We start from the raw sequence: 26213 nt of genomic DNA on the forward strand, positions 1-26213 counted from the left end.
GTTTCAAAAAGGGGATTTTGAGACAGGATTTTTCTGCGGCATTTTCTCTAAAGTCTTTTTTAATAAGCCATTGTGCCTTCTACAGGTTACTGCGTGGTTACCTGATTCAAACAAAGGTTTTTTATTGTATATTTAGATTCATATTCCATTGATTTACAATCATTTTTAATTTAATCGTGTTTAAAATGACTGAAAAAGAAAAATTTTTAAGGGAGGTGAACAACGCCTACGAGAATTGGGATGAACAATTTTTTATGGAGCGTATTACTGACGATATCTATTGGGAAATTGTAGGGGAGAAAGATATTTCGGGTAAAGCTGAATTTAAGGAAGTGCTTGATCGTATGAAAGAAATGCCTCCTGTAGAAATCGATGTTCAAAATGTCTTTTTAGACAACCTACACGGAATTGTTAGGGGAGTGGTAGTGAGTAGGAACAGGCTGGGCCAGAAGAAACACTACGGATTTTGTGATATTTATAAATTTGCTGAAGGTGGGGAAAAACTTCGTCTTTCGGGCATTACCTCTTATGTGATAGATATAAGCCGGCATATCCAGTATAAAGAGAACTGTTAATAGAAAGAGGCTGTCTAAAAAGCTATACTCATAAAGCTGAAATTATTTCAGGTGTTTCTGTATTTCAAAAGAAAATAACAGATCCTGAAATGTCTTCCGAAGCATGGAACAAGAACTTTTTAAACAGCCTTTCAACTTTATTTATCTGATTCGTTCCTGGTTTTTTTTGAAGGATCCTGGTACTTCTCGGCTTTTTCTCCTTTGTACACGGTATCGGTTTGTGATGCTATATTGTCATTTGAGTTGGCCGAATCCTTAGGCTTTCTTTCCTGTTCCACGTCCTGTGGTTTATTTGTTGTGGGGTTGAATTTTCGGTCATCCTCACCAGGAACGTCGAGATCTTCGCCCGCATAGTCTATTGGCTCTTCCCTGTCTTTAAAGTAATCTCCCTTTTTTTGATCCTGGCTCTGGTTGTTAAGCACATTTTTATCTTCGGGGGTAATGTCCGGGTTATAATTACTTCCTTTATCGCGGGTCATATCTTCCCGGTTATTTTTAGGTTGTTCTTCTTTCTTTGTCATAATTATAATTTTATTTTAAATTACAGATAATCTTATTTTTACCCCATCTTTGGCGGTTAAAATGCCGTTAAATTTTAGTGGGCACAATTATAGAAAGTTGATATACTTCTATTTTTGGTTAAGTTTTTGATATTTGAATGCTGAAGAATATACCGGAGATGAAAAAACTATTATTACTTGTTTTCTGTCTGGCCTTTCATGTGAGTCAGGCTCAAATTGATAATCCTACAGCTCCCACAAAAGCTCCGGGAGAACTTATGGCTCCCAAAACCGGAAGTGAATCATCATCTTTAAAAAGATCTTCAGGGAATCACAGCCTTAGCTCAAAAAAGGGAATTTTGGCAACCGAAAGTGAAGCCATGAAACTGGGAAAAAAAGAAGAAAAATCTTTCAGCATGAGAACAGATCAAAATGGACTCATGACCTTTAAAGGCAAAGACTTTACTCCCAAAGCGTTTACTAAAGATAAAGAGGCTCTTGAAGAATTCCGAAGAGATCAATATCTGGGAGATTTTAAAACTACAGGAGTTTTTGTGGAATTATACTGCCGTGACCATGAATATGTAGACGGCGACAAGGTAAAGATCTCTGTGAACGGGGTAGTGATTAACAGGAATATGTCTCTTGGCGCAACCTACACTCCAATAATGGTGAAACTGGACAGCGGTCTCAACAATATTGAATTTGAAGCTCTTAATCAGGGTACAAGTGGTCCAAACACCGCCGAACTCCGCGTCTACGACGATCAGGGGAAGGAAGTGATAAGAAAGGAATGGAACCTTCTTACAGGTTCCAAAGCAAACCTGGTGGTTGTAAAGCAATAGGGCTTTCTAAAGATTTCCCTGGAATAGGTTGTAAATATTGAAACCAAACAGTACCAGGATAGAAATAAGGGCTAAGACTGTGGGGATAGGAATATTTTTTACGTTGAATTTTATATAGAAGGGAGGTTTTTGATCTTTCTCTTTTCGTTTTTTATGCCTTAGATTCAGTAAGGCAAGATTCACCATTGCGAAAACAATAAAAATAAAGATGTTACTAATGCTGGCAACCACCTTGAGGTTTCCAATCAATCCAAATCCTATAGCCACTAAACTGATGGCTATAATTGCATAATTTGGGGCATTCCCAATTCCCGAAATAGTGGTGAACTTTTTGAGCCAGGATTTATCACTGTCTCTGGCCACATCGTAAAGCAGCCTTGACGTGCCCAATATATTACTCAAAATAGTTTTACTGGTAGCAAAGAGCGCTATGATCACCAGAGATGTTGCGGCCCATGCTCCCAGTTTTGCTTCAATAACTGCGGCCAAAGGTCCGTTAGAATTTGATAACTGCTTCCAGTCGAGCACACTTACAGAGCTAATTGCGATCAACACGTAAACCAGGAGTACAATAAGGCCGCTCATGATCACAGCCTTTGGCATATTCTCTTTTGGGTTCTTTGTCTCTTCGGCCATTTTCACAAGGTCTTCAAAACCTATATAACTAAAAAAGATGAGGGCGCCACCGGCAAAAAGGCTGGTCCACCCGCCGCTGTTAGTTTCCAGGAGAGGAGTAGTGCCAAATTCAGGAATACTCACCACGACCACTGCTGCCAATCCTATTAATGTCACTATTGTGGCAAATGCATTAAAATAGGAACTGTACTTTGCACCAATAATGTTGAAAAATCCCATTAAGAGTATAATGCCAATTATCAGGATCCAATTAGGAACATCTACAAGTCGGCTTAAGTAATCTGCAAAACTTATGGCTATGGCTGCAGCAGCTACGATTCCTGTAAACACTATAAAAATAGACATCGAAAAAGCCGTTTTTTTCCCCAGTCCCTGTTTCATGTATTCAAAACTTCCACCAGAATCGGGATATCTACTTACAAATTCGGCGTATGAAAGTCCTGTGAGCAGCGCCACTGTGGCTGCTATTACAAAACTCAGCCACAACATATTGCCACTAAGACCGGCAGCTTTACCTATAATCGCATAGATACCTGCACCTACAATTCCGCCCACGCCAAACATGAGCACATCCCAAAATCCTAGACTTCTTTTTAGTTCTTTTTCTGCCATTGTGTTATTTAAAATTTTTCAGGTAGTAACTAATATAAATTTTCATTTAAACCGGCCTTCAGGTTTAACACGAACTAAACAAAAACCTAACAAACTTTAAGCTGAAGCAGCAATAATACAGGCTATTACAAGGAAATAAGGAACGAAATGAATAGTATTTTTTGTAAATTAGAGAGAAAATCAATTACTATGAAAAAAGTTCTTATTGCGATAGATTATAATCCCGTCTCAGAGAAAGTAGCACAAAAAGGATATGAACTGGCACAAAATCTCAATGCCGAAGTATGTTTATTACATGTACTTGATGATGTAGGTTTCTACGGAACACAGTATCCTACTTTTATGGGGTACGACGGCTATTCAGGCATGGGGCCTGACCTTGATGTAGCGATGGAAATGAAGAACATAGCAGAAGAATTTATGAATAGTGCGAAGAAGCATTTAAACGACCGGCAGGTAAAAACCCATATAGCCGAAGGTCCCACGGCTAAAACTATTCTTAGTTACGCCGAAGAGTGGGGAGCTAGTTTACTGGTTATGGGCACCCACAGCCATTCGGTTCTCGAAAAACTTTTTCTGGGCACAGTAGCCGAAAAGATACTGGAGAAAACAGAGATACCGGTTTATCTGGTACCGGTAAAGGACAAAGCTAATTGAGAAATCTAAGACTTTGAATTATTTCTTATGCTTAAAAAACAAAAAGAAATGATAACTTTGTGTCCTAGTGCGAGTTTTGAAAAATACTGGTAATCTTCTTCTCCAATTTTTCCAATTTTGTTTTTAAACTTCACCTAAAAATTTTATATTCAATTTTAAAATCCAATTAAACCGCTAATGGCAAAATCACAACAGACGTACAACAAGATCGAAAAAGAAAAGAAACGCTTGAAAAAGCGCGAAGAGAAAAAGAAAAAGAAGGAAGAGAGAAAAGCAAGTGGAGATTCTGTCTCTGAATTTGCGTATGTAGATGAATTTGGAAATCTAACCGAGACCCCGCCAGATCCTTCTCAAAAAATCGAAGTTGACGCTGAAAGCATTGAAATTGGAATTCCGAAGAAAGAAGATTCAGACGAAGAAAACGATTTTAGTAAAGAAGGGAAAGTTTCTTTCTTTGATCACTCCAAAGGCTTTGGTTTTATTCTTGACAGCACCACCCAGGAAAAATATTTTGTACACGTTACCGGTCTTATAGATGAGATCGACGAAAATGACAAAGTAACTTTTGAACTGGAAAAAGGACCAAGAGGAATGAATGCTGTAAGAGTAAAAAAGATCTAAAAAAATCCCTTTTTGCAAGGTATAAAAGAGCGGCAGTAAATATTTACTGTCGCTCTTTCTGTTTCTATGATTTTAACCAGCTGTGGCGTAACTCCATTTGTTCCCCGTTAGGGTTCATGATCTCTACAAGGCGTTTACCTGTAGACATGGGTTCCACTACTTTGCCTTCGATTTTCAGTTCTTCACCACCTCGTTCCACAACAAATTCTATAGCATCACCAACAGACCATTTTGCAGCATCTCCAATAAGATCATATACGTTTTGAACATTATAGGTCTTCCCGTTGACAGATTTTATCACATCTCCGCCCATAAGATCCAATTCTTCAAAAAAGGTGCTTAATTCCACATCATCACGTAGTACAATCTCTCCATTTTCATTTACTGTAATAAATGGGGTAGAAGGATCTTTTAAGAAATAATCTACAGCAACCTGTCCCTGCCGCATTTCCAGGCCTACTCTTGTAAAGAATTGATCATAGGGAATAGGCGTTGTGCCGCTCACATAAGTGTTCAGGAATTCTCCAATTTCGGGATAAGTAAGTTCAGTAATAACCGGGAATAGTTCTTCATCTTCAAAAGGTTTATCCTTACCATACATTGTGGTAAGTTGCTTCATAAGATCAAGCAGCCCCATTTCTCCATTGCTCAATTCGCGCAACCTTATATCCAGGGCCATTCCAATAAGAGCTCCTTTTTGATAAACGTTATAATAGCTGTCTTTATATTCATCTTCCAGGATATTACGACTCATCTCAGTAAAAGACATACTGTCGTCAAACCTTTGAGATACCGCTATCTTTTCCTGTATCCTGTCGTAGAAATCCTGGTTTGAAATAAGCTTCTGCTTTACCTGGAAAAGGTTTGCAAAATATTCGGTAACCCCTTCGTAAAGCCACAGATGCCTTGACATTTGCGGATCGTTGTAATCAAAATAATGAACTTCTTTAGAATGTACTCCCAGCGGGGTCAAAATATGGAAGAATTCATGAGAAACTATATCTTTAAGAGACTCGTCAAGGCTTTCTTTTTCCATTTCTTCAGGCATAACCACAACAGTAGAGGTGTGGTGTTCAAGCGCTCCAAACTTGGCAGCATCGCCATCACCAGGGGTGGCTGAAAGGTAAAGGAGAATCGCATACTTGTTGGTATCATCAATCTCGCCCAGAAAATCTTTTTGTGCCGTGATCATTTTTTCCATTCCAGGTTTAAAATCCTGTGCATTGAACTTCTTTGTAGGCGAGTACACGTGCAACAGCACATCCATTTGATCTACTTTAAAGCTCACAGTATCTGGTGCCGCGTACATGATAGGGTTATCGGTCACTGCAAAATACCGGCTGGCACGAAAGATATCCTTCGTTACTCCCGGCTTAATTTCTGAAGATTGAGCAAGATCAAAAGCACTTCCTGCATAAAGATCGTTTGCTCTAATGATCTCCAGTTGATAAGGTTCTTCGGTAAGATCATTAAAGTACCCTACAAAGCCGTGAAGATTCAGAAGAAAGTTTTTTCCTTCATTGATGTTTGTTCCGGCCATAGAATATATGCCACCTTCCCCTGAAACGTCAAAAGTATCATTCATCCAGTAGGTTACTTTATCAAGCCTGGTGGCGTTTGAAATGCCCCAGCTGTTCTCGTCATAAACCGTTACAGGCAATTCATTTCCTTTGTGATCATAAGCCTTGAGATCTTCGGCATAGGCGCCATAATTGGAAGTAGAGTAGGTGCCGGGCACCATTTTAGGAATGTAGAAAATTATGGTTTCGGTATTTATTTTGCCGGGGTCTACAGTCACCATGACCTTGTCATCTTTTACATTAACCAGGTCTAAAGTGGCAAGAACAGGTTCCTTTTCAGAAATTGTAGATTGTGAAGTTTTGCATCCCAGGGCGAAAGCTGATATCGCCAGCGCATAGATTATTTTTTTCATTAAGTTTTTAATTTATAAATAAGACCTGTCATTTAGTGAAACGTTACAAAGAAGAAGGAATTGCTAAAACTACTCAATTATAGGTTCAGGCTTATTAAAGACCATTATTTATGATATTTATCATGTAAAAGCTAAAAAACTCATTTTTTCTGAAAAAATAAGATAGGAAAACAATAAATTTAAAGGAGTAAATTTTAGTATCGAAATCCGGGACAAATGTGTAATCGTCATGCTCTTCTCCAAAATTTTCACCGGAATTCTCTCATTCTCTTTCCTTCTTGTTTCATTAAAATCTTAAAAGATGAAAATTTACGATGAAAAACACATCAAAAATGTAGTCCTTTTTGGCGCTCATAACAGCGGTAAGACTACTTTGGCAGAGACTATGTTATTTGAAGCCGGCTTAATAAACAGGCGGGGTACTGTAGAAGCTAAAAATACAGTATCAGATTATCATGACATTGAACACGAAAAAGAAAATTCGATCTTTGCTACCCCCCTACATACCGAATGGCGTAACTACAAGATCAACATCATAGATACTCCGGGACTTGATGATTATATTGGGGAGATCATTTCTTCCATTAGAGTGGCAGATACCATAGTTACTGTTCTTAACGGCCAGTATGGTGTAGAAGTTGGCACAGAGATTATCTGGAACTACATTAAGGGCTACCACAAGCCAACTGTGTTTGTAATCAATCAGATTGACCATCCGGGGCTTAATTTTGAGAGTAGCTTTAACAGCGTAAAAAGCCTGGTGGGTAATGGGGCAGTTAAAATCCAGTATCCGTTGATAAAAGACGGGGCTCAATGTATTATTGACGTGCTCAAGATGAAAATGTATAAATTTTCTTCGGAAGGAGGAAAACCCGAAAAATTTCCTATTCCTGAAGATCAACAATCCACAGCTCTTGCCCTGCACAATGAATTAGTAGAAAAAGCAGCTGAAAATGACGAGGAATTAATGGAATTATTCTTTGAAAAGGGCACACTTAACGAAGATGAAATGCGAAAAGGAATAAGGGCCGGTATGCTTAATTATGACCTTTTCCCGGTCTTCTGCACCTCTGCATTAAATGATATGGGAAGTGGAAGACTCATGGGCTTTATTGATAATGTGGCCCCCGCAGCAATAGATCTTAAACCCGAAATAAGTGTAGAAGGAAAAGAAATCTCTCCAAAAAGGGCAGATTCCCCTGTGCTTTTTGTTTTTAAAACAGTACATCAACCAAACCTGGGCCAGGTAACCTTTTTTAAAGTAAAAAGGGGGGAAGTGAAAGTAAATGATAAGCTGGTGAACTCCAGAAACGGAGAAACAGAAGTTCTCAACCAGCTTTTTATTATGGATGGTAAAGAAAGAAATCCTATTCAAAAGCTGGTGGTAGGCGATATAGGAGCCACTTTAAAACTGAAGCATACCGAAACAAATGACACTCTTGCTGCTTCGGAAGAAGGAATTACGATAAAGCCGATAAATTATCCGCAACCACGGATAAAGAGGGCTGTAGCGGCAGTAAATACAAAAGATGAGGAAAAGCTGAGCGAGGCATTAAAAAAGATACACAGTCAGGATCCCACCGTAGATATTTCTTTTTCCAATGAATCCAGACAGTTGATACTATCCTGCCAGGGCGAACTTCATCTAGCTACTATAGACTGGCTGCTTAAAAATATTTATGGTGTGGAAGCCAGTTTTGAAAAACCGAAAATTGCTTTTAGAGAGACCATTCAGCGTTCTTCGGCTTCAAACTACAGGCACAAGAAACAATCTGGTGGTTCTGGGCAGTTTGCAGAAGTACATCTAAAGATCGAACCCTGGGAGGAGAATATGCCCGAACCTGAAGGTTTTAACATCAGAGGAAAAGAAGAGATCGATCTTCCGTGGGGTGGAAAACTGGTGTTCTATAACTGCATTGTTGGGGGGGTGATAGATCAACGCTACCTTCCATCGGTAATGAAAGGGATCATTGAAGTAATGGAAGAAGGGCCTTTAACAGGTTCATACATCAGGGATGTACGTGCTATGGTCTATGACGGAAAAATGCACAGTGTAGATTCCAATGATATTTCTTTTAAAATTGCTGGGGCTCATGCCTTTAAAAAGGCATTTTTGGATGCAGATCCCAAACTACTGGAACCTGCTCTTGATCTCACACTGAAGGTGCCCGAAGAAATGGTGGGCAATGTTATGACCGAGTTACAAAGCAGGCGTTCCATTATTCAGGGAATAGAAAGTGCAGACCATTACCAGGTTTTAAAATGCGTGGCGCCCGAAACTGAATTATTTGGATTCTCAACCGAACTTAGATCCCTTACAAAAGGAAGAGCCACCTTTAGTACCAGTTTTAACGGATATCAGCCCGTTCCTGCTAACATTCAGGATCAATTGACCACTAAGGAACTGGTACAATAACAGTTTAAAAAATTAAGAGGTGAAGTATTAAATTCTAAAAACAATTTCTTTTCAACTTTTATATTTAATTCACCTGAATAACAGGCAACTACCCCATGGTTTTATGTGGCTTTCTGAAAAATATACAAACCTTATTTTCAGAAGAAAAGGGAATAATTAAGGTTGATATTCTATTGAAAATGAGGGCTTATTAAGAGCCTCGGTAATTTTACTTACTTTTAAAAAATATAATGTACAATTAATGAAAGCAGAAGAATTACAGGGGCAATTAGAAGAAATGAAAACCTACATAGCGTTTAAGACTCAGAAAAATCCTGAAATTTCTAAAGCACCGGTAGGCTGGCACCTCGCACATAGTTTAAAAGTGATACATTCTATTCTTAGTTCTCTTGATATATCAGATCCTGCTCAATATAGAAAGACCTTCAGCTGGAAAAAGGAACTGGTTTATCTCACAGGAAAAATTCCCAGGGGGAAAGCCCGGGCCCCAAAAAAGGTAATTCCGGAAGATAATATTTCCGAAGAAGAGCTGCGGGATCAAATATTCAAAGTCAGCCGTAAGATCACCGGGATTTCAAAGCTGCCTAAAAAAGCCTTTTTTGAGCATCCATATTTTGGGCACATCAAAAGGGATGAAACGGCAAAGTTCCTTGTAATCCATACTGAACATCATCTTAAGATCATTCGGGATGTGGTTGGCAGCAAGACAAAATAATTTTCCCGATGTAAGAGGTATGTGAACAAAAAAGCAGCCTCTCAAAAATGGCATTTTTGAGAGGCTGCTTTGGGAATAAATCGTACTTAATCCCTGAATTGTGGTTGCAGTTCTTCATCTTTTAGATGCTTGGCATAAAAGCCCATCATAGCTTCATAAAGGTCAATACGGTTTTCTTCTTTTCCGAAGCCGTGGCCTTCGTCGTATTTCACCATGTATGGAACGTCTACGCCTTTAGCCCGTAGCGCTCTCACAATTTGATCAGATTCATCAATATTCACGCGGGGATCATTCGCACCCTGTACCACGAACAAAGGCTTCTTGATCTTCTCTATGTGGAACACCGGTGATACTTCATCCATAATTGCTTTTTCTTCAGGAACATTTTCGTCATACCAGATTTCCCTCAGGATCTTCTCATAAGGCTTCCAGTAAGGCGGAATTGTTTCCATAAAAGTGAAAAGGTTAGAAACCCCAACATAATCCACACCCGCAGCGTAGAGATCCGGAGTCTTTGTAAGGCCTCTTAACACAGCATACCCACCATGGCTACCACCATAAATAGCTGCTTTATCGGGATCTACCCAGCCCTGTGCAATGACGTATTTTAATCCGTCTTCCACGTCATCCATGGCTTTTCTTCCGATTTGTTTAAATCCTGACTCCATAAATTCACGACCGTAACCACCCGAAATTCTGAAGTTCACCTGCAGGGTTGCGTAGCCGCGGCTGGCAAACAATTGCGCCTCGGGATTAAAGCCCCAGGAATCTCTTATTCCCTGCGGACCACCATGCGGATTAACGATTACAGGCACCTTTTGCCCCTCCACAGCGGCCTTAGGAAGGGTAATATAACCATGTATGGTTTTTCCATCCCGGCTGGTAAAAGTAATTGGTCTCATTTCGGCCATATCTTCTGCCTTGAGCTGGGGCATAAGGTTGTACAGCAGTTCAAATTTATCTTGCGCTACATCATAAGACCAGTATTCGCCATACAATTTATCACTTTGTAGAAAAACCAGGTATTTTGATTCGTCATCGGTTTTATCGGCTATTGAGTACTGCTTATCGGGAAATTCACTGGTGATTCGGTTATGCAGTTTTTTATAGTAGTCGCTAATAGGTACAATTTCCCGCTTTTCCCCTTCAAAAGTGTAGTAATCAAGTTCATAATCACGATGACGTGAAAGGGAAACTCCCGAAATATCATAATTGTCGTTGGTAAACAACTTTTTGATCACCTTATCTTCCTTCAGGTCGTACAGGTAAACCGTGTTTTTGTCGGTTTCAAGGTTTGAAACCACGTAAGCATCATGTGGATAATCTGTGGCATAATTTAGAGTCGGATTAAAAGTGTCTTTCCAGTTGATCTGTTTAACTATTTCAAACTCCTTACTATCTACGTCTTTATTGTTGTAAAGATCCATATTAACACCTTCACGTAGACGTACAAAGCCTCTCAATGTACCATCTTTATCAAAAAGGTAGTTCATGATAGGATTTGCTATATCGTCATTGCTGTAAAGCTTTTCAAGATCACCTGTTTCTATATTTACTTTATAAGGCTCAAAAACCTGGGCATTTTCTTTGTTCATGGAGACGATAACGAAATTTTTATCATCTTTTAAAAGATCCAGGATCTGGGTTTGAACTCCTTCAAAAGGTGTAAGATCTATCGTATTGGAGCCATCCACATCTGCGGCATACAAATGATAATTCTCGTTTCCGCCTTTATCCATCACATAAAGTAACCTGTCTTCATTAGCCCAGCCATAGCCACGAACCAATTCATCCTTCTCAACAATTGCCCGGGTGATCTCATTAGTTTCCAGGTTCTTCACAAAGACATGGTTTTTAGCATTTTCATCCTTTTCCCGGTACGACATAAATTTACCATCGGGCGAAAATTGGAAAGAACTCGCCTTTGGTTTGGCAAAGTAATCTTTCACATCATATTTGTAGTTTCCCTGGTCGTAAGCCGACAGTTGCTCCAGTTCTTTTTCTGAGGAAGGCAGCGTAGGATCCCCGGGAACAGTTTTCTCCACCTTATTTAGCACCAGTGGAAATTCCTGTCCCGCCTGCTTAAAGGTTCCATTGATAGTTTCGCCCTCAAGAGTACCGGTATAAGTAGCGCCAATTTTTGAATAGGAGAGGAGTACCTGATTTTTTTCGAGCTCAACCTTATCGAGAGGTAAACCAAAAGCACCTTGTAAAGGGCTATCCATAGTGCCCGATAGAGAGTCGTTTTCTTTTGTAATGTCAAATTTCAGGGGCAGTTCATTACCCTGAACATTTAATTTCCCTTCCCAGGTTCCGGTGATCTCCTGAGCCTTCGTGAGGGTACTACTAAATAGTAAAATCATAAAAATTGAAAATTTAAAAAATATATGTTTCATTTTGGTTTAGGTTGGTTGGTTAATTCATGCTCTAATTCTTTTAAAATTAGACTTTTATTTTATTTTTGTGCACTTTATATGAAATATATTTATATGTTTTCTACTATAGAATTCCTTTTCAGAAGAAATAATACAACATTTTTTTTGACTTCAGAAATAGAGCTCTTTATATATAGATTTAAGAACAATTTCATCACTTATTTTGAAAAATTCAGCAGGAATCATAAGCAATGGGAATAGGAAAACATAAAATATCTATTTACCAATTAATTCTTATATTTCGTAGTATATAAATCAATGATACCCAACTAAAACAGTAAATCGAAAAATCCTGTAATCTTAATCCATATCACCTAATATACCATCAAGTTGATAAGGTTTTCAGCCCTAAAACAGATTTCCCCTATAATTCCCCTTAAAATATGGATTACTCTTATTTTTCTGGATTAATACAAAACGTTGCACTGCTACTGGTTTTCAGTTTTTTATATGCCACCCGGTGGATAGATTCTACCCATTCTAAAAAACTATGGCCCAATATTTTTGCTGGTTTTATTGTTGGTGGTATTGGCATTCTTCTCATGTTTACCCCATGGACGTATCAGCCGGGGCATTATTTTGATCTTAGAACGATATTACTGGCCATTTCTGGCTTATACCTTGGGGCTATCCCTACAATTATAGCTATTATAATTACAGTTGCTTACCGTATGTTTCTTGGGGGCGATAATGTCTTCCTTGGAGTGTGTCTTGTTCTTATTTCTGGTTTGACAGGTATAGCGTGGAGAAAACTTCAACAGAGACGAGGAGGTAAAAACAATATTTTGTCCTTATATGTTTTGGGAGTAATAGTGCATGTGTTTATGTTGCTCTTACCTATTATATTTCCAAGGGAAGGATCTGATACCCTCGTGAAATTTATGGCTATCCCCATATTGACAATATATCCTGTAATCACAGTACTCCTTGGACATTTGATGAACGCTCAGTTGGAAAACTGGAGAAACCGAAAAGCCAAGGAGAGGTTATATGAATCTGAGCAGCGATTTACTAAAATGATGCTCGACATCAATATGATCTTTATAAATATTGATATCAACAGCAAGATCATTTTTTGCAATGAGTATTTACTTTCCATTACCGGGTATACCGAGGAAGAGCTTATTGGCAAAAACTCTGTTGATATTTTTGTACCTGTAGATGAAAAAGAAAATACAGAAAAAGGTCTTAGAGAATTATTTGAAAAGAACAGAGATTTGCATCATTTTGAGAGTAAGATACTTACAAAAGACAATAGAGAACTTTATGTCTCCTGGTATAACTCGGTTATTACTGATGATTATGGAAAAATAAAGGGTATAGCCAGTTTGGGCGAGAATATTACAGAAAAAAAAGCCACACTAGAAAATCTGAAAGAAACAAAGGAAAAAGCAGAAGAAAGCAATCGCCTAAAAAGTGTTTTTCTACAAAATGTGAGTCACGAAATTCGTACTCCCATTAATGCAATCATGGGCGCTATCAGCCTCTTAAAAGAATCTTCGGTAGGGAAAGAGATGAGGGAAAAGTATTATGAAGTATTACGATTAAGTGGTAACAGACTGCTTTCTACTGTCAATGATCTAATAGATATTTCCCAGGTAGAAACTCAGCAAATAAAGGTCAATAAATCTGACTTTAACCTTTCTGAAGTATTAACGAATCACGTAAATGTTGCGACCCCAATAGCCGGTAAAAAGAATAATAAGATAATATGTACCAGCAAATATCTTCATACAAACACCATCCTGCATACCGATAAAAATATGCTGAATGGTATTATTATCAATTTAATGAGTAATGCCAATAAATTTACCACAGACGGCATTATTGAAATGGGAAGTTTTGATGAGCATGGAAACATTGTTTTTTATATAAAAGATAACGGCATAGGGATTCCGGAAAATCGACTTGATGTCATTTTCGACCGATTTGTGCAGGCAGATTCCAGTTTAAGTCGGCCACATGAAGGCTCTGGTTTAGGGCTATCAATAGCCAAAGCTTATGCCGAAATGTTGGGAGGGAATATCTGGGTGGAATCTGAAGAAGGGAAGGGCAGCACCTTCTTTTTTAGCATTCCCAAAGATGAAGTCAAGCATACAATACCCAATGAAGGCAAGGTGGAAAATAAAATAGCCCCATTACCAAACCATAAGATTTTAATTGCTGAAGATGATAAATTGAATTACTTAATTCTGAAAAAGATCGTTGAAAATATGGGTATAACCAACATTCTACATGCACAAAATGGTGTCGAAGCAGTTGAAATGGTTAAGAATGATCCTGAAATCTCTTTGGTGCTCATGGATATAAAAATGCCGGAAATGAGCGGCGAAGAAGCAACGCAAAAAATAAGGATCTTTAATTCTACTATTCCCATTATTGCCCAAACTGCATTCGCCATGCCTGCCGACAGGAATAAATTTATTGAGATTGGGTGTAGTGATTATATCCCCAAACCCATTGACAAAGATGACTTAACAAAGCTCTTGCACAAGCATCTCAATTCTACGCAGTAATTACAGTTTTGATACAAACAGTTAATTAGATTTGATTTAAATAAAAACAATCATCTTCTTTTTCTTCCCGTTGATCCTTTTTTCCTGCAAGGATGCCGAATCTTATTCAACTGTTACAGAGCAGCAAGCAAACTTTGACTGGCTTTTAGGCGACTGGAAAAGACTGAATGAACAGGAGGGCAGGTCAACCTTTGAATCCTGGGCAAAAATGACTAACTCTGAGTATAGTGGAATTGGATATACATTACAGGACCGGGATACCATCTGGAAAGAAACTATGAAATTAGTTAAATTGAACAATACCTGGAACTTAGAAATTACAGGAAAAGGTGAATTAAAGCCAACTATCTTCAAAGTCACAAATATTGAAAAAGAACAATTCACCAGTGAAAATCCCAACAATGAGTCTCCAAAACTTATCAAATATGATTTCGAGGATGAAATTTTAAAGGCCCGCATCTCTGGTGGAGAAATGGAAATTCCGTTTGAATTTGAAAGAATTCAGAAATGATACTCAATTTAAAGAAGGATAAAGGTTATTGAGAACAATGACTTTTATAGCGACTACCTTGGTTATTAATCACTTCTGTGCGTGTTAATATTAAATTTACTTCTGCACTATAATTTATATTATGTAAAATAGAATATTTAAGAAATATATTATTTCACCTCTTTTCCCTATTCCTCCCGTTTCTATTAATTTTAATTGTGTGCAGTGTTATGCCTTTAAATTTCTTTATTATAGTCTTACCGACATAAATAAAAATCATTCAGGATCTTTCTTTACAATTTGGCCATCGTAACTTATCTGATCCCTTTGTGAAGATGTTACCGATGTGTTCGTATTCCCATTCGCAAAAACAATTATTCTAAAATCCATGTTCTCACTTTCATTATTTCCGCGGAAAAAGATCCGAACCTGATTCTTTCCTGGTTTCTCCTCGATTTCCAGATCTTTTAGAGGCCCTTCGTATTCAATTGCTCCTGAAGAACCATAACCGCCCCCAAACTGCCTTTCTCCAAAGAAAGGTAAAAATACTTCTACATTGTCTTCTTCAAAGGTAATGTGGTTTGGGTTTCCAATAAGATTGACTCTACTGTATTTAGCAGGATCTGCCCAATCATTTTCGATCTTAAAATCAAGATTTTGCACCTTCTCCAACATTTGCCTGTATTCAGCCGAAGCTTCACTAGTCCTGTTCGAGCTACCACAGGCAACAAATATTAAAGCAAGAAATAGCAATAAAAACCGTCTTTTCATAATTATATTTATTTTTTAATATTAAAATACAAAATTTTAAAGGTTCATAGCCAATTTTTCGTATTCCTTCTAATCTTTTTGTTGTAAAGTTAAAGTCTTCTCAAATATGTTGAAATTAATATTCTCTTGACAGCATTTATGAAATATAAACAGGACATTAAGGTCTGTAAACGGGGCCTTTAGAGGACAAATCGAACTGCTATGAAGATTGAAAAAGTAACTGTATTTGGGGCCGGAAAGTTTGGAGCACGGTTAGCTTTCCACATTGCCTACCAAAACGTTGATGTAACTGTATATGACCAAGATTATGGACTATTGGAAGAAGCCCGAACCCGGTTTCGGGAATTTGCCGATTATTATGAGCAAAACTTCGAGGCCTCAAAAGAAAATGTAGAAGCTGCACTGGCCAATATTGCCTATTCTATGGATATTACAGAGGCGGCTGGTAACGCCCATTTAATCATAGAGGCTGTTGCTGAAGATCTTGCAGCCAAAAAGAACTTTTACAGGGAACTTCAAAAAACAGCTCCCAAAAATGGCATTTTTGTGACTACTTCTAAAGGTTTAGATCCCGAAATACTGGCCAGGATTTCCGGCCGGCCAAATAAATTCCTAACCCTCCACTTCACCGGAAATTTAAAAGAAATTTTATCCATAGAAGTTATTAGCTTACCCAACACACGCAAAGACGTCTTAAACTCTGTAGTACAATTCTCTGAGGATATTGGTATGGAAGTGCATGTCCGGCATCTTGAACAACAGGATTAAAATATAAGAAGCCCGGTCAAAAACCGGGCTTTTTAATTCTGCAATTTCTTTTTTTTACTTTACCTGCTTTCTGGGATTATCGGTAACTGTATTTTCTTTTACAGCGTTCACCTCCCGGTTTTTGAGTTGTTCCTTAAACTCATTAATGATTCCACCTTTAAGCAGCACCTGGATTTGCCTGTCACTCATGCTGTGCCTGGTCTCAATTTCAATATTCTGGCCATTTTTCTTATTGATCACCACCTGAATATTGTTCCTGTTCTTCACATCTTCACGCAAATTTAAAAGGCTTACTTCATCGCCCTGCTCAATCTTGTCGTAGTCGGCAATATCAATGAATTCTAATGGCAATATTCCGAAGTTCACCAGGTTTTGCCAGGCAATTCGGGCATAAGAATTAGCAATCACCGCGATTTGCCCAAGATATTTTGGTGCAAGTGCCGCATGTTCCCGGCTCGACCCCTGTGCGTAATTGTCCTTGGCAACCACTATATGTCCGCCATGACTTTCTTTTGCTTTTTGCGCCCTGTCGTAAAAAGTATCATCAATTACCGAGTACGAGAACTTGCTTATTTCGGGTAGATTACTTCTAAAAGGAAGTACTTCTGCACCTGCTCTTAAGATCTCATCGGTAGAGATGTTATCGCCCATTTTTAGCAAAACAGGTACATCACAGGCCTCTCTTAACGGCTCAATATATGGTAAAGACTTAATGTTAGGGCCTTTTTTAAGCTCTACCTGCGATCCATCCTCAGCCGGTGCAACCAGCATCATAGTATTGATAAGCTCTTTTTCGGGATATTCATATTTGGGATACTTCATATCGTAAAGCTTCTCAAGGTCACGCGGATCTGTGATCTTTCCGGTTAAAGCTGAAGCCGCTGCAGTTTCTGGACTACACAGATATACCTGGTCATCTTCAGTTCCCGACCGGCTCGGGAAATTCCGCGGCATTGTTCGTAAACTAATGGTATCTGACGCCGGTGCCTGCCCCATACCTATACATCCCATACAACCCGATTGATGGAACCTCGCTCCTGCTGCAATGAGTTTTTCAAAACCTTTATTGGCAATTAAATTCTGTATTACCTGCCGGGAAGTCGGGTTAACATCAAAAGATACTTCTTCCTTTGTAGCTTTACCGTCTACAATGGCTCCTGCCACCCAAAAATCCCGAACCCCGGGATTCGCCGATGATCCTATCACCACCTGGCCAATTTCCATACCTTCTACCTCTCTTACAGGAACAACGTTCCCGGGGCTGGTTGGTTTGGCTATAAGCGGAATTAGATCATCAAGTATAATTTCATCTTCCAAATCATAACTACAACCTTCATCGGCTACCAGTTCGATCCAGTCTTCTTCCCTGCCCTGACTTTTCAGAAATTTCCTGGTCATCTCATCACTAGGGAAGACTGTGGTTGTTGCACCCAATTCGGCACCCATATTAGCGATGACATGTCTGTCCATAGCGCTCAATTCTGCCAGGCCGGGACCATAATATTCTATCACCTTCCCTACTCCGCCTTTCACATCATACCGGCGAAGCATCTCCAGGATCACATCTTTAGCACTTACCCAGTCGGGCATTTTTCCGGTGAGCTTCACTCCCATTACCTGTGGCATTTTTACAAAATATGGTTGGCCCGCAATTGCTGCAGCCACATCAAGGCCGCCTGTTCCTATAGCAAGCATTCCCAAAGACCCGGCTGCGGGCGTGTGGGAATCTGATCCTACCATGGTCTTTCCGGGTTTTCCAAAACGTTCCATATGTACAGGGTGGCTCACGCCATTTCCCGGCCTGCTGTACCAGATGCCGAATTTTTGCGACGCCGATAGCAAGAAAGCGTGATCATCGGCATTTTTAAAGTCGGTTTGTAACAGGTTGTGATCCACGTACTGCACGGCGACTTCAGTCTTTGCGCGATCCAGTCCCATGGCCTCCAGTTCCAGTTGCACCAGGGTTCCTGTAGCATCCTGCAGCAAAGCCTGGTCTATTTTGATTCCTATCTCCTTTCCCGGCGACATTTCGCCCTTCAGAAGATGTTCTTTAATTAGTTTTTGAGTAACGTTAAGCTTAGACATTTTTCGAAGATTTTATTCCTTTTAAATTATCAAATTTCCTACGGAATGGTGGGTGGTTTAACAATATCTTATAGTTCAGGTTCTTAACCTTTATTTTAAAATAGAAAAGGACTACCCGAAAAGCATCTTCCATATACGTTTGCCGGAACTTTTAAGGCTCATTAGATCCTAAAAATTGAAGCCAACGCGAAAATACTTCAGGGAATAGTCCCGTCCTGCAATCAAAAACCGCCACAAGACTTTTGCAAAAGACCCGTGGCGGCAACTATTTTATTATGTGTTGTTTCCTAGAGATTTGGATTATTTCCGCCTTCCCCGGTATTTCCTAATTTCACTATCAGGTCTTTTTGCTGCCCTTCAGAAAGATTGAATTTTGGTTTTCCTTTGTAAGGAAAGAAGTATCTAAATTCTTTCATGTAAGTCCTCCAGGTCTCGCCCATGCCACGATTCTTGTTCTCACTACCTGTATCGGCTCTCTTGATTTCATCACCTTCGGCGTCATAAGGAGTAGCTTCAACAGTATTTCCGGCGAAGATCATTCCTTCATTAATTTCAGAATAGATCACCGCTGTTTCCCCCGTTTTTGAAGGGAAATCTGTGAGGTTTATCGAAAAGTGCTTAAAAATGTCATTTTTGGAGTTGATATCGCGCACATTGAAATCGAGGTTTGCATTATTAACCGGATGGCTAAAAATAGGTGCACCCCCTGCATCTTCAGAAATTTCTTTAAGCGGCGCGTAAGTTTTTTGCAGCGCATCTTTATGGGTCACAAGGATTCCTTTGATTTTATAACCTTCTTCTACCAGGTGCCTGATCCCTTCTTTGGCTCCCTGCGCCGTAGTATCTATAAGGAGCATATCCTGCCTGTTCAAATGCCTTATAGCGTACCCCTGGGCACCATTTTCCATTTTAATAATAAAAGTGTCGGGAATCATTTTATGAAATTTTCCCGCTTCAGCTTGTTGAATAAATTCGGCCGACTGGCTGCTAATAACTTCCTTCTTATCTACACTCTTCATTTAGTTCTGGTTTTTGGATTCAATTAAAGATACAACTGCACCCATAATCGTCCAAAGCCCTTAAGAGTGTTTAACTGTGGTTTCACAGTTAATTAACGACAGGCTGTAAGCGTAGAATCTGCCGTGCCCGCTCAATGAAAACCGGTTAAAGAAGAAACCGTCATTACCTGTCAAAAAAGGCATTCCAAAGCGGTCTTTTTCTAGCTGAATTTCCCAATTTTGGAGGGCAAACTCTTCTGAAACCCTTTTTTTAAGCTGCTCTTTTACTTCGGAAGAAGAGGCCTCAAAAATGCCATCTTTGACACCTGAACCTCTATTTTTTTCTGCGGAAGTTAGGATGTAATCTGAAGTTATTTCTGAAGTAGTGTGGTAAGTATGGTTTTCAATTTCCACTTCGCCTGAAGCAGTTTCTAAAGTGAGGACACTAACTTTACATTTTTGGGCCAGCCAGTTAAGGCGGCGCGGTAAATCATGCTCCCGTTGATGAGCTTTATACGCCGCTTCTTTCATGCTCCATAAAAGCCACACCATTGTATCGGGATTTACTGAGGTGTGAATAAGCTCCTGCTCTGCTGCTGAAAAGGCCTTGTTCAAAAACCCTTTCCGGCGCCAGTTACTTTGCCGCGGCGCCAGTTCCAGGTCTACCACATCATTCCCTATCACTGTTCCCGCTGTTTGGTTTTGATGATCTCTACAGCATCATTCACTGTGAGCATATTGTCCATAGAATCATTGTCAATGGCGATATTGAATTCATCTTCCACATCAAGCACTATATCTACAAGATTAGCCGAATTGATCTCCAGGTCTTTAATAAAATCTGTATCCCGCCCAAAATCCTGAAACGCCAAATCATTCTGTACATAAGGTTTCACAATCTTTTTAAGACAGTAAATTATTTCTTTTGTTTCCATTTCTTATGGTTCAAAGTTTAAAGTTTAATGTTCAAAGTTTTCTGACCACTTTCTTCTATTCTTGGAATTTGGTGCTTGTAATTTTGATCCAGACCTCAAAGGTTTTAAAACCTGTGAGGTCTTTAATTATTCTTTCCTGAGCCCCTTTGGAATTTGGTGCTTGTAATTTGAATTTTTAAATTATCTGAATTTACTAAAAATTGCCACGGCATTCACATCTCCAAACCCGAAACTTGCCTTCGCCACGAGATTTACCTCTCTAAAAAAGGATTTTTCCGGAACTTTTTCCCGGCTGGCGATCTCTTCGATTTCCGGATGCAGGTCTTCAGAGTTTTGATTTCCGAAGATGAAACCTTCAGAGATCTGGAGAATACTCGCTACACTTTCTACACTTCCGGCAGCGCTAAGGCAATGTCCTGTCAGGCTTTTTAAACTATTGATATACGGGAAATCTTTTGCTTTCAACTCCAGGGCTTCGCTCCAATTTCTAATTTCTGTAGCATCCATGGAGGTCGCGGTAAGGTGACCGTTAATAACATCAAGTTCGTCGCCTCTTACTCCGGCGTCAAAAATGGCATTTTTAATACATCTTTTTACGCCTTCAGAATTCGGGGCGGTCATAGAACCTTTATTCCTTTGTCCGCCGCTGTTAATGTGTCCGCCAAGAACTTCAGCATAGATCTTAGCGCCTCTTTCAAGCGCCGATTCCAGGTCTTCAACAACCAAAGCACCTGCACCACTCCCCGGAACGAAACCCGCGGCCGATTCGCTCATGGGTCTCGATCCGGCTTCAGGATCATCATTGTACTGGTGTGGCAGGATCCTCATGGCGTCAAAACCACCCCACACGTAAGGGCCGCTGTCACTACAACTGCCTGCCAGTATTCTCTTAGCTTTTCCTGACCTGATTCTATCGGCAGCCATCAAAATAGCTTCTGTACCTGTGGTACAGGCCGAGGAATTGGTGGTTACCTGGTTACCGCAAGCCAGCTTGTTGTTGAGATAGGCACTAATCCCGCTGGCCATGGTTTGTATGACACTTGTACTGCCAAGCCTGCGGGTATTTTTATCGTCAATTAAATGAATCGCTTCGCGGAATTTATCAACTCCCAGGATCCCGGTTCCAAAAATGATCCCGTTATCCCAATCTGTTTCAGCTTCGGGGCCTACCGGTAAACCGGCATCTTTCCAGGCAACAACACCCGAGATCACTCCGTAGACGATCCCGCTGCTGTTAAGCCCCCGCAGCTCCAGCTTGGTGAAATATTCCTGCAGCATTTCCTCCGGAATTTCAGGCTGCCCGGCAATCTGGCACCTGAACTTCAGGCGCTCCAGTTCTGGCTGAAATCTTATTCCGCTTTTGCCCTTTTTGAGAGCTTCAGAAAATGCGGCTAAGCCCACTCCATTTGGCGCAGCCACGCCCATACCTGTAATTACTACTCTTCTGTTCATTCAGCTTTTATCATTCCTGAAATTTCCCCTCTGCATACGAGCTTTTCTTCAGCATTAAACATTTGTACTTTACACTTCAACTTATTAAACCTGAAATAGATTTTTTCTGAAACTACCTTCACCTTTTCTCCCGGAAACACCGGTAGGTAAAAGTCAACTGCTGTGTTTGTCAATGCAACCCCGGAATTGTGAAGGTCGTCATCCTTCAGCAGAAATATACCCAGGCTCACCACTCCAATTTGCGCCATACATTCTGTAAGGATTACTCCCGGAGTCACCGGAAGATCTTTAAAATGCCCCCTGTAAAAATCAGCTTCTTCCTTAAAAGTATAGGTGCCAAATATGCCATTTTCAGACACTTCTTTTAGTTCATCAACAAACAGAAAAGGTTCAGAATAAGGAAGCAACTCTATGATTTTGGAATGTGTCAAGATTTTTATTGAATAGTTATTATTGAATATTTTCTAATGAAAATGGAAAAAAGAATCAAAAATCAAGAGCCAAGACTACAAACTCCGAACTCATAACTCATAACTCTTAACTACTTCAAGTGTTCTCCTCCGTTAACAGGAATCACGGTACCGGTGATCCAGCTCGCTTCATCTTTACTCAACAAATAAACGGCATTTGCTACGTCTCCCGGAGTGGTAAGCCGTTTGAAGGGATTCCTTTTTAGCGCATGTTGCCGCAGGGTTTCATAACCGGGAATCAACTCCAGGGAACGCGTAACCGTAACACCCGCCTGTATACAGTTTGCGCGAATACCTTCCGGTGCAAATTCGAGGGCGATACTGCGGGTTATAGCCTCCAAAGCCACTTTAGCCGCCGACACTGCCGCATAATCTTTCCAGGCCTTAATGTTCCCTTCACTGGTAAAAGATAGTATTCTTGCATCTTTTGCAAACAAACCGGCATCATAAATAAGCCTCGTCCAGTCGTACAGGCTAATGGCCATGGCGTCTATGGTCTGTTGAAAATCGTCGTTGCGCAACGTTGGTTCTTTCCCTAGCATAGACCTCAGGTTTCCTTTAGAAATGCTGTGCAACATGGTGCGGACTTTCCCAGATTCCCCAAGAATTTCCTGCATTTCCTGTTTAATCTCTTCCCTTCGGTCTTTTCGAGTGGCATCGCGATTAAAAGAATGCAGCTGTACCCCCAGCTCCCGGATCTCATCAAAAGCCGATTTTATCTCGGGCAGATCGTCCTTTCTATCCCGGTGCACCACCAGAATGTTCATACCATGCCGGGCCAGCTTTTTGGCCGAAGCAAAGCCAAGACCGCTGCTTCCACCAAGTACGAGTGCCCAATAATTCTTTCCTTCAAATTCCTTTACCATTCTAAAAGTATTTTTTGAGCCGAAAATCCGGGGCCAAAGCTTAGCATAAGCCCCTGCTCCCCTTTTTCTGTCGGCCGGTTTAAAAATCTTTCCAGGACATATAAAACAGTTGCGCTGCTCATATTGCCGTACAGCCGCAACACTTCCTTGGTATCGTCTATATTCTTACCTAATTTACCAAAAAGTTCTTCAACCGTCTGCACAATTTTTTTTCCACCGGGATGAAAAATGAGGTGATCTATTTTTTCAATGGAAGAATTGTGCTTTTCAAGAAAAGGATGAATGATTGCAGGAAAATGATCGGCGATTGTTTGAGGCACTGCGGGATCGAGGACCATCTTGAGTCCGGGATCGGTGAGGTCAAAACCCATCAGGTGAGTAGCATCAAAGAAATGGTACATGTCTTCCCCTACTATCCTGGGACCTTTCGCATCTTCTTCCGAAGACATTAACACGCAGGCAGCGCCGTCACCAAAGATCGCGGCGCTCACCATATTTGCCATCGAGAAATCTTCAAGCTGAAAAGTAGCCGTAGGACTTTCCACTGCAATAACTGCAGCTCTTTTCCCCGGATTTGCTTTCAAAAAATTGTTAGCGTAGATCATTCCCGAAATCCCGGCGGCACATCCCATTTCGGTCACTGGTAACCTCGTAATGTCCTGCTTCATTTGCAGTTCGTTGATAAGAAAAGCGTCTAAAGAAGGGATCATGATCCCGGTACAACTCACGGTGATAATAAAGTCGACGGAATCGGCTTCCCAACCGGCTTGTTCCAGCCCCTTTTTTAGCACAGCAGATCCCAGCTTTTTTACCTCCCTGCTGTAAATACGGTTCTTATCTTCAAAAGAAGTCGCTGTAAAAACCTCCGACGGCTCCATTATAGAATATCGCTTGTCTACAGCAGCTCCTTCAAAGATCTTGATCACTTTTCTCCTGTATCTTTCCTCCTGCCCATCAAGCCACGTCTCCACAAAGGGAATTACCTCTGTGGTCTCACGTGAGTAAGGTGGAAGTTGTTTTGCTACTGTCGCTATTCTAACACTCATTCTTTATGATTATTTATATAAGATCCATTGATATCTAAAAGCCCATTTTTCGTTGATCTCCTGCCTACTTACCGCCAGGTCTTTTGCAAATGCCTGCAGCTCTTCTTTTTTGAAACTTCTCAAAATAGAGGTGAGCCCATCTTTGCGGTTGATCTCCCTTATTCCAAAAGCCGCACAAAACGCCTGAAAAAGGTAATATGCTCTTCTGCTTCTTTTAAGATCATTAATAACTATTCCCAGCCCAACTTTTTGAGAAAAAAGCTTCATTAATTCCCTTATTTCATCATCTGAAAAATGATGCAGTGTCAAGGTACACAAAATTATGTCTGCTTCCTGCCGCGCAAATTCTTCCGAAAAAACATCCATTCCTTTAAAAGAAACTTCAGGATAAGCAGCTAAATTTTTCTCTGCAATCTCCATAGCGTTCTTATTCGCATCAATTCCCAGCAGTTCAAATTTTTGCCCGGTCTTGCGGCCGTATTTGGCTACTTCTTTAAGAACACTGCCGTTACCACAGCCCACATCAATGATCTTTACTGATTTTGTGTAAGAGGAACTTTCAAGAAGTTTCTCCACCCCATCTACCGTAATTTTATTACCGCCTAACCACTGGTTCACTGTGTCGAGGTCTTGCAGGGTCTTTTCCAGTTCTTCCCCCTGCATCTCAAGATCGTCCATGATCTCTTTTTGGCTGGATCTTTCTTTGGTGTTCACCATTAGGCTATAGGTTCTCCATGGGTTTGTTTTATGATTTTGGGCAAAAGGAACGGAACTCTAGAAATTAAAGCCTGAGAAATTTCTGCCAGGTTTTCTCGTAACAGCACCTTTTGAAGCAGCGATGCTGTTTTAAATCTCCTGCTGAATATCTTTTCCCACCGCTGTTTGTAAGCAGTTTCCATTTCCTGCCGATGGCTTCCGGTTTCAATATGTTTTATAAATTCTTCGGAAGCTATTTTGGCGCTGTGAATCGCTATGGCCATTCCATTACCGCATAACGGATGTATGAGTCCGGCGGCATCTCCCAGCATAAGTACGTGATCTTTCACTGCTTCTTTTTTGCTGAAGGAGATCTGTGCGATAGTGAGCGGTTTCTCAAATACCGGAACAGCTTCAGCTAAAAACCTGTCCAAAAATGGGTTTTTTCGAAGTACTTTTTCATTGAATTTATCCGGGTCTTTGTAATCTTTAAAGCTCTCATAGGTGGCGAGATAACACATATTGATATTTCCATTCTCGGTTCGGGAGAGTCCGCAGTACCCACCTTTAAAGTTGTGCAAACCTACCAGGTCATCAGGAAAATCCTTCAGCCGATAGTGATTTTTGACTGCGACCCAAGGTGCGGATTCTTTAAAAAAATTCCGTTCCAGGTTCTTATCAAGTACCGATCTTTTTCCGAAGCTGCCAAAAACATAATCTGCAGTATATTCAGTTTTTGAAGAAATTACCTTAAACTTACCTTCCAAAAATGTCATTTCCAGCACCTTTTCCTGGAGAATTTCCACACCGTTGGCTTTAGCTGTTTCAAAAAGCAGGTTATCAAGGGCGTAGCGGCTCACGCCAAGGGCTCCCATAGGTAAATCAACGTCAATAGCCTTTCCGGAAGGCGTGCTGTAACGCAACCTGTCTATTTTTTTCGGATTTAAGTTCCTCCACGGGATTTTTAGCTCATCAAAATAAGGAATGACCTCGCGGGACAGATATTCCCCACACACTTTATGCCGCGGAAAAGCATCCTTCTCAAAAAGCGTAATTTTTTGCCCTTTTTGAGCCAGGTGAATGGCGGCTGTTAAACCTGCGAGTCCGCCCCCTGCGATGATGATTCGGTTGGTCATTTTTCCAGATAAATTTTGGTATAAAAAAACCCGGAAAAA

At 40.3% G+C, this 26213-nt stretch carries 24 protein-coding genes; 9 read left to right on the forward strand and 15 right to left on the reverse strand.

Going from position 1 to position 26213, the window contains the following annotated elements; translation table 11 throughout:
• Positions 1–185: 185 nt before the first annotated feature.
• Positions 186–575 (forward strand): nuclear transport factor 2 family protein, encoded by a 390-nt coding sequence (locus tag OQ279_RS02635; RefSeq protein WP_266068236.1) that lies wholly within the window; start codon positions 186–188, stop codon positions 573–575.
• Between the two features lie 137 nt (positions 576–712).
• On the opposite strand, the gene OQ279_RS02640 is transcribed toward OQ279_RS02635, so the two are convergent.
• Positions 713–1096, reverse strand: a complete 384-nt coding sequence (locus OQ279_RS02640) for a hypothetical protein (RefSeq protein WP_266068237.1) — start codon at positions 1094–1096, stop codon at positions 713–715.
• 158 nt (positions 1097–1254) lie between these two features.
• Between OQ279_RS02640 and OQ279_RS02645 the strand changes: the two genes are divergently transcribed.
• Positions 1255–1920, forward strand: coding sequence for a hypothetical protein (locus OQ279_RS02645; protein WP_266068238.1), 666 nt, complete (start codon positions 1255–1257; stop codon positions 1918–1920).
• Between the two features lie 6 nt (positions 1921–1926).
• Here OQ279_RS02645 and OQ279_RS02650 read toward each other — a convergent pair whose 3' ends face one another.
• Positions 1927–3168 (reverse strand): APC family permease, encoded by a 1242-nt coding sequence (locus OQ279_RS02650; protein ID WP_266068239.1) that lies wholly within the window; start codon positions 3166–3168, stop codon positions 1927–1929.
• Between the two features lie 189 nt (positions 3169–3357).
• On the opposite strand from OQ279_RS02650, the gene OQ279_RS02655 reads away from it, so the two are divergent.
• Together OQ279_RS02655 and OQ279_RS02660 are read left to right on the forward strand one after the other, a co-directional pair.
• Complete coding sequence (locus OQ279_RS02655; RefSeq protein ID WP_266068240.1) at positions 3358–3825, forward strand: universal stress protein; 468 nt, start codon at positions 3358–3360, stop codon at positions 3823–3825.
• Positions 3826–4002: 177 nt separating this feature from the next.
• Positions 4003–4446, forward strand: a complete 444-nt coding sequence (locus OQ279_RS02660) for a cold-shock protein (RefSeq protein ID WP_266068241.1) — start codon at positions 4003–4005, stop codon at positions 4444–4446.
• Between the two features lie 64 nt (positions 4447–4510).
• Here OQ279_RS02660 and OQ279_RS02665 read toward each other — a convergent pair whose 3' ends face one another.
• Positions 4511–6379: a M61 family metallopeptidase gene (locus OQ279_RS02665; RefSeq protein WP_266068242.1), complete on the reverse strand. Its 1869-nt coding sequence runs from the start codon at positions 6377–6379 to the stop codon at positions 4511–4513.
• 301 nt (positions 6380–6680) lie between these two features.
• Here OQ279_RS02665 and OQ279_RS02670 point away from each other — a divergent pair, with 301 nt between their 5' ends.
• Positions 6681–8795: an elongation factor G gene (locus tag OQ279_RS02670; protein WP_266068243.1), complete on the forward strand. Its 2115-nt coding sequence runs from the start codon at positions 6681–6683 to the stop codon at positions 8793–8795.
• Positions 8796–9036: 241 nt separating this feature from the next.
• Positions 9037–9510, forward strand: a complete 474-nt coding sequence (locus OQ279_RS02675) for a DUF1569 domain-containing protein (RefSeq protein ID WP_266068244.1) — start codon at positions 9037–9039, stop codon at positions 9508–9510.
• 86 nt (positions 9511–9596) lie between these two features.
• On the opposite strand, the gene OQ279_RS02680 is transcribed toward OQ279_RS02675, so the two are convergent.
• Positions 9597–11873: a S9 family peptidase gene (locus OQ279_RS02680; RefSeq protein ID WP_266068245.1), complete on the reverse strand. Its 2277-nt coding sequence runs from the start codon at positions 11871–11873 to the stop codon at positions 9597–9599.
• A gap of 455 nt (positions 11874–12328) precedes the next feature.
• Between OQ279_RS02680 and OQ279_RS02685 the strand changes: the two genes are divergently transcribed.
• Together OQ279_RS02685 and OQ279_RS02690 are read left to right on the forward strand one after the other, a co-directional pair.
• Positions 12329–14461, forward strand: coding sequence for a LytS/YhcK type 5TM receptor domain-containing protein (locus OQ279_RS02685; protein WP_266068246.1), 2133 nt, complete (start codon positions 12329–12331; stop codon positions 14459–14461).
• Positions 14462–14531: 70 nt separating this feature from the next.
• Entirely contained in the window at positions 14532–14972 is a 441-nt protein-coding gene (locus tag OQ279_RS02690) for a DUF6265 family protein (protein ID WP_503167753.1), read from the forward strand.
• A 255-nt stretch (positions 14973–15227) separates the two neighbouring features.
• Here OQ279_RS02690 and OQ279_RS02695 read toward each other — a convergent pair whose 3' ends face one another.
• On the reverse strand, positions 15228–15722 hold the full coding sequence (locus OQ279_RS02695; protein WP_266068249.1) for a DUF4251 domain-containing protein: 495 nt from the start codon (positions 15720–15722) through the stop codon (positions 15228–15230).
• 201 nt (positions 15723–15923) lie between these two features.
• On the opposite strand from OQ279_RS02695, the gene OQ279_RS02700 reads away from it, so the two are divergent.
• Complete coding sequence (locus tag OQ279_RS02700; RefSeq protein WP_266068250.1) at positions 15924–16490, forward strand: 3-hydroxyacyl-CoA dehydrogenase NAD-binding domain-containing protein; 567 nt, start codon at positions 15924–15926, stop codon at positions 16488–16490.
• 54 nt (positions 16491–16544) lie between these two features.
• On the opposite strand, the gene OQ279_RS02705 is transcribed toward OQ279_RS02700, so the two are convergent.
• The 10 genes from OQ279_RS02705 to OQ279_RS02750 form a co-directional block, all read right to left on the reverse strand.
• A complete protein-coding gene (locus OQ279_RS02705) occupies positions 16545–18575 on the reverse strand; it encodes an aconitate hydratase (protein ID WP_266068251.1) in 2031 nt (676 codons plus the stop codon).
• Positions 18576–18862: 287 nt separating this feature from the next.
• Positions 18863–19594, reverse strand: coding sequence for a hypothetical protein (locus tag OQ279_RS02710; protein ID WP_266068252.1), 732 nt, complete (start codon positions 19592–19594; stop codon positions 18863–18865).
• A gap of 60 nt (positions 19595–19654) precedes the next feature.
• The gene (locus tag OQ279_RS02715; RefSeq protein WP_266068253.1) at positions 19655–20257 is read right to left on the reverse strand and encodes a 4'-phosphopantetheinyl transferase family protein; all 603 of its coding nucleotides are present in this window, start codon (positions 20255–20257) and stop codon (positions 19655–19657) included.
• A complete protein-coding gene (locus tag OQ279_RS02720) occupies positions 20254–20508 on the reverse strand; it encodes an acyl carrier protein (protein ID WP_266068254.1) in 255 nt (84 codons plus the stop codon). Before OQ279_RS02720 ends, OQ279_RS02715 begins: the two co-directional genes overlap by 4 nt.
• A 180-nt stretch (positions 20509–20688) precedes the next feature.
• Positions 20689–21960 (reverse strand): beta-ketoacyl-[acyl-carrier-protein] synthase family protein, encoded by a 1272-nt coding sequence (locus OQ279_RS02725; protein WP_266068255.1) that lies wholly within the window; start codon positions 21958–21960, stop codon positions 20689–20691.
• Complete coding sequence (locus OQ279_RS02730) at positions 21957–22391, reverse strand: 3-hydroxyacyl-ACP dehydratase FabZ family protein (RefSeq protein WP_266068256.1); 435 nt, start codon at positions 22389–22391, stop codon at positions 21957–21959. Before OQ279_RS02730 ends, OQ279_RS02725 begins: the two co-directional genes overlap by 4 nt.
• A gap of 110 nt (positions 22392–22501) precedes the next feature.
• Positions 22502–23296 (reverse strand): enoyl-ACP reductase FabI, encoded by a 795-nt coding sequence (locus OQ279_RS02735; protein ID WP_266068257.1) that lies wholly within the window; start codon positions 23294–23296, stop codon positions 22502–22504.
• Positions 23290–24342 (reverse strand): type III polyketide synthase, encoded by a 1053-nt coding sequence (locus OQ279_RS02740; protein WP_266068258.1) that lies wholly within the window; start codon positions 24340–24342, stop codon positions 23290–23292. The genes OQ279_RS02735 and OQ279_RS02740 overlap by 7 nt, the downstream gene beginning before the upstream one ends.
• A 9-nt stretch (positions 24343–24351) precedes the next feature.
• On the reverse strand, positions 24352–25059 hold the full coding sequence (locus tag OQ279_RS02745; protein ID WP_266068259.1) for a methyltransferase domain-containing protein: 708 nt from the start codon (positions 25057–25059) through the stop codon (positions 24352–24354).
• Complete coding sequence (locus OQ279_RS02750; RefSeq protein WP_266068260.1) at positions 25059–26174, reverse strand: NAD(P)/FAD-dependent oxidoreductase; 1116 nt, start codon at positions 26172–26174, stop codon at positions 25059–25061. The genes OQ279_RS02745 and OQ279_RS02750 overlap by 1 nt, the downstream gene beginning before the upstream one ends.
• Positions 26175–26213 lie beyond the last annotated feature (39 nt).

This window comes from Salinimicrobium profundisediminis, assembly GCF_026241755.1.
GTDB classification, from domain to species: domain Bacteria; phylum Bacteroidota; class Bacteroidia; order Flavobacteriales; family Flavobacteriaceae; genus Salinimicrobium; species Salinimicrobium profundisediminis.